The 3,536-nt window shown below is 50.5% G+C and carries 6 protein-coding genes; all 6 read right to left on the reverse strand.

Annotated features, from left to right (window positions below):
• Positions 1–148 precede the first annotated feature (148 nt).
• From NT002_01310 to rpsF, 6 genes are read right to left on the reverse strand one after another with little or no spacing between them, the layout of a single operon-like run.
• Complete coding sequence (locus NT002_01310; GenBank protein MCX6827910.1) at positions 149–637, reverse strand: bifunctional nuclease family protein; 489 nt, start codon at positions 635–637, stop codon at positions 149–151.
• Positions 638–640: 3 nt separating this feature from the next.
• Positions 641–1,087, reverse strand: coding sequence for a 50S ribosomal protein L9 (rplI, locus tag NT002_01315; protein ID MCX6827911.1), 447 nt, complete (start codon positions 1,085–1,087; stop codon positions 641–643).
• A 31-nt stretch (positions 1,088–1,118) separates the two neighbouring features.
• Positions 1,119–2,057, reverse strand: coding sequence for a DUF2232 domain-containing protein (locus NT002_01320; protein MCX6827912.1), 939 nt, complete (start codon positions 2,055–2,057; stop codon positions 1,119–1,121).
• 23 nt (positions 2,058–2,080) lie between these two features.
• Positions 2,081–2,329, reverse strand: coding sequence for a 30S ribosomal protein S18 (gene rpsR, locus NT002_01325; GenBank protein ID MCX6827913.1), 249 nt, complete (start codon positions 2,327–2,329; stop codon positions 2,081–2,083).
• Positions 2,330–2,833 carry a single-stranded DNA-binding protein gene (locus tag NT002_01330; GenBank protein MCX6827914.1) on the reverse strand — a complete coding sequence of 168 codons (504 nt, stop codon included), beginning with the start codon at positions 2,831–2,833 and terminating at the stop codon, positions 2,330–2,332.
• A 29-nt stretch (positions 2,834–2,862) separates the two neighbouring features.
• A complete protein-coding gene (gene rpsF / locus NT002_01335) occupies positions 2,863–3,333 on the reverse strand; it encodes a 30S ribosomal protein S6 (protein ID MCX6827915.1) in 471 nt (156 codons plus the stop codon).
• Between the last annotated feature and the right edge of the window lie 203 nt (positions 3,334–3,536).

Raw genomic sequence — 3,536 nt, forward strand, 5'->3', positions numbered from 1 at the left:
AGCCTCTCCGCCTCGCGGTATTTGCCCGACTCGAGCATCTTGAGGGCTTGCTCGAATGATAATCGCTCATCGGCTGCCGCCGGACCTGTCGACCACAAAAGGACCAACAGGGCGGCCGCCAGTGCATATTTTATAATAAGATCAGGCACTACAGAGAATATTTCCCGAAATCTTCGGGGTTTATTTTTTTCAGTCTATCGGCCAGCGATTCGGGGTCATTGGATAGTTCCGTCTGCTGCTCCCCCTCCTTAAGATTGAAAAGTGCCTCCTCGACAAAAATCGGAGCCCCGGCCTTGAGCGCCAGCGCGATTGAATCGGATGGACGAGCGTCAATAGCCAGAGTTTTCCCGTCGCTCTTAAGCAGAACCCGGGCATAAAATGTCTGCTCCTTCAATTCGGTAATCTCGACCTTCTCCACCTCAGCCGACAAGACACCTATCACCATCTTGAGCAGGTCGTGAGTCATGGGACGCTTGGAACCGATGCCCGAGAGCTCCATGGCGATCGCCCAGGCTTCCGAGTGGCCGATCCAGATCGGCAAGACCTTGTTAATATGCAGGGGCGCCAAGATGACTACCGGCGAATTGGTCGTCATATCCAGCGCCAGTCCATCAACCCTGACTTCCAGCATTGCCATAAATCATGCCTTTCTTATGACCCAGGTCTTGACATTGGCCACAACATCCTTCTCGATCTTGATCGGAACCGTGTAGACGCCCAACGACTTGATGGGGTCATCCAGTAGGACATTCCGCTTGTCAATTACGTAACCCTGAGCATTCAAAAGCTCCGCCACATTCTGCGAGGTCACCGAGCCGAAAATCTTGTCTTCCTCGCCGACCAACACCTCGATCGTCAGAGACAATTTCTCCAGCTTATCTTTCAATTGCTCGGCGACGCGCTTTTTCTTGCGCTCGCGGACCTGGTTCTGCTTATCGATTTCGCCAATGGCCTTGAGGTTGGCCTTGGTGGCGGAGATGGCCATATTTCGGGGAATCAGATAGTTGCGGCCGTATCCCGTCTTTACTTCGAGGACCTGACCCGCTTTTCCCAGATCGGGCACATCCTGTCGCAATATTACTTTCATCTATTCAATCCTTTCCACGACATTAATTTTTCTAACCTATTAGTTTCGCCTTTACGTGACGAAAATCGAAGTAGCTGTCGAATATGCCGACCAGGGCGGCCAGAACCAGACCGGGCAGATAGAGGAGTACAAAACCAAAGTAAAAGATTACTTTGAGAAAAAACGACAGCTTGATCCTACGCAAAAAGTACTCCATGACCGAGAATCCGAAAACAGCATAAATAATACCGATAAAAAGTAGGAAATTATCCGCCGTAATCTTCAATGTCTCGGGTCCGAGCAGCCGCATGGCAATGAAGAGACCGATCAGGTAGATATAGTTAAAAGGCATTTTCCAGAATAAAAAACTGCCGAAAGAGGGGGTAAAACCGCCGGCGCTCTTGAGCAGCATAAAGAGAAAAACGGCCGCAATGAACAGTTGAAAAACCGCCGATAGCGCCAGAAGCGAGGGAAGCAATCGCCGGGTCGTTTTTATCATAGTATTCAGCATTACTGTCATACCATTTGATGATTCAGTCACGGCATTTTCGGCCGTGCCGCCCGAGGCGATCCCGGATTGCATCCACTTGTGAAAACTGTCCAGCGCCTCCAGGATCAGATCCCGTTGCACCCAGAACATCAGCATCGCTATCAGCGCCGAGGCCAGCAGACCGACCGTGAAAGCTTTTCCTGCAGGAATGCCGGATGCCATCAGGCCGCCGAACAATGTGCCGGGAATTATCACCGCCGCCCATAAGCCGAGCAATACAAGGCTCGGCCCGTAAAGAAACGATGCCAGCACTATGGAGCCTATCGAACCTGCCGCGAGCAATAACTGCCTCCTTCTGAATGCAAAGAATACGACACTTGCCAGAGCGCCCATACCTGCCAGATACCCAACGACCGGAATCGGCACGACCACCAGAAAGACCAGAAGCAGAAAGAGACCGATGAAGTTCAGATATCTTTCAACCTTAGGCCATTCCGGCATTGCCGCTCCCCTGTCTGTGCCGCTTAACGGTAAGTCTCACTGGTAAAAGGCATGATGGCGATATGCCGCGCCCTCTTTATTGCCGTGGTGAGCTTTCTCTGATGCAGAGCACAGTTGCCGGAGATTCGCCGCGGGGTTATTTTCCCGCGCTCGTTGACAAATCTTCTCAGCAGTCGGTCATCATGGTGATTGATAATGTTCACCTTGTCTTCGCAGAAACGACATATCCGCCGCCTTCTGCGGTCAAATTCGGGAGTATAATTTTGTCTCATTTATAAATTGTTCTCCTCATAATCATAATTTGCGCGGCCGGATTTCTCCTCCACCGCATTAATCGTCGACATCACTTCCTCCGGCTGACCAGGGTCATTATCCTCAACCGGCATCATCACCGGAGAATCGCCGACTTCCTCCAGATTAACCAGGTCATCGCAATGGCTAAGGAATTGAATATGGTGGGCGCGAATCTCGACAAAATTCTTCTTCCCGCCGTTGCCGTCATTACGAACGCGGCTCTTCAACTCCCCTTCCACCAGAACGGAATGACCCTTCTTGAGCTGTTCCACACAACTCTCAGCCAGGCTCTGCCAGGCAACCACGCCCACATAACAGACATCATCACGTATCGAACCGTTGTTGTCACGATAACGCTTGTTCGAAGCGATTTTGAAATTAGCTACCGGAACATTGGCCGTGGTATAACGCAATTCCGGGTCACGGACCAATGAACCAACCATAATCACCTTATTTAAATAGGGCAGCTTGGCCTGATTCATGGATGACTCCTTGGAAATTTCCATTTCGGTCAAATGTCGCTGTCGTCGTACTTGGTCTTCTCTTCCGGTGGCTTTGCTCTGGAAGGAGTGTTATCCACCGGCTTGATTATCTCCGGAACAGGTGCTTTGATTTCCTTGGGAACCTCGGCCGGTTTCTCGGCGGCGACAAAATGGCGTCCGGCATTATAATCGTCCCCCGGCTCCTCCTCGAGGTTTCCCTCAAAGAGAACGGTCAAATACCGAATATACGGCTCCTCGATTTTGTAGAACCGTTCCAGTTCCGACAAGACTTTGAGATTCCCCTCAAAAATTACCCGGGTGTAGTATCCCTGAGTGAATCTTCGGATCGGATAAGCCAGTCTGCGGATACCCCAGCGGTTTTCCCGAACGACTTTTCCTTCGTAACGGTGGATTAAATCACCAACCGCTTTAATCTGGCGATCAAAAGCAGCATCATCAGCTTGAGGGCTTAAAATAAAGGTGGTCTCATAAAGACGCATCAATATCCTCCCTACGGACGTTTAAGGTTTCAAACGGCCCCGGACTTCTTGGGGTCATCCGGAGCAGGGTTCTGGTTAAATATGCTCATGGCTTTTTCTGCGCCGTGAGCCAGTAAATATAATACGCTCTCCCCCGCTTTTACAAGCATTTTGTTTCTTATTTCCAACTCTTCTTCCCGGAAACGGCTGAGGACAAAAGTCAT

This window comes from Candidatus Zixiibacteriota bacterium (assembly GCA_026397505.1).
GTDB lineage: Bacteria > Zixibacteria > MSB-5A5 > GN15 > PGXB01 > JAPLUR01.

Excerpts from the sequence above, each read along its gene's own strand:
- NT002_01320 (MCX6827912.1), bottom strand. The coding sequence starts at position 2,057 with ATGCCGGAATGGCCTAAGGTTGAAAGATATCTGAACTTCATCGGTCTC.
- rpsR (MCX6827913.1), bottom strand. The coding sequence starts at position 2,329 with ATGAGACAAAATTATACTCCCGAATTTGACCGCAGAAGGCGGCGGATA.
- rpsF (MCX6827915.1), bottom strand. The coding sequence starts at position 3,333 with ATGCGTCTTTATGAGACCACCTTTATTTTAAGCCCTCAAGCTGATGAT.
- NT002_01330 (MCX6827914.1), bottom strand. The coding sequence starts at position 2,833 with ATGAATCAGGCCAAGCTGCCCTATTTAAATAAGGTGATTATGGTTGGT.
- rplI (MCX6827911.1), bottom strand. The coding sequence starts at position 1,087 with ATGAAAGTAATATTGCGACAGGATGTGCCCGATCTGGGAAAAGCGGGT.
- NT002_01310 (MCX6827910.1), bottom strand. The coding sequence starts at position 637 with ATGGCAATGCTGGAAGTCAGGGTTGATGGACTGGCGCTGGATATGACG.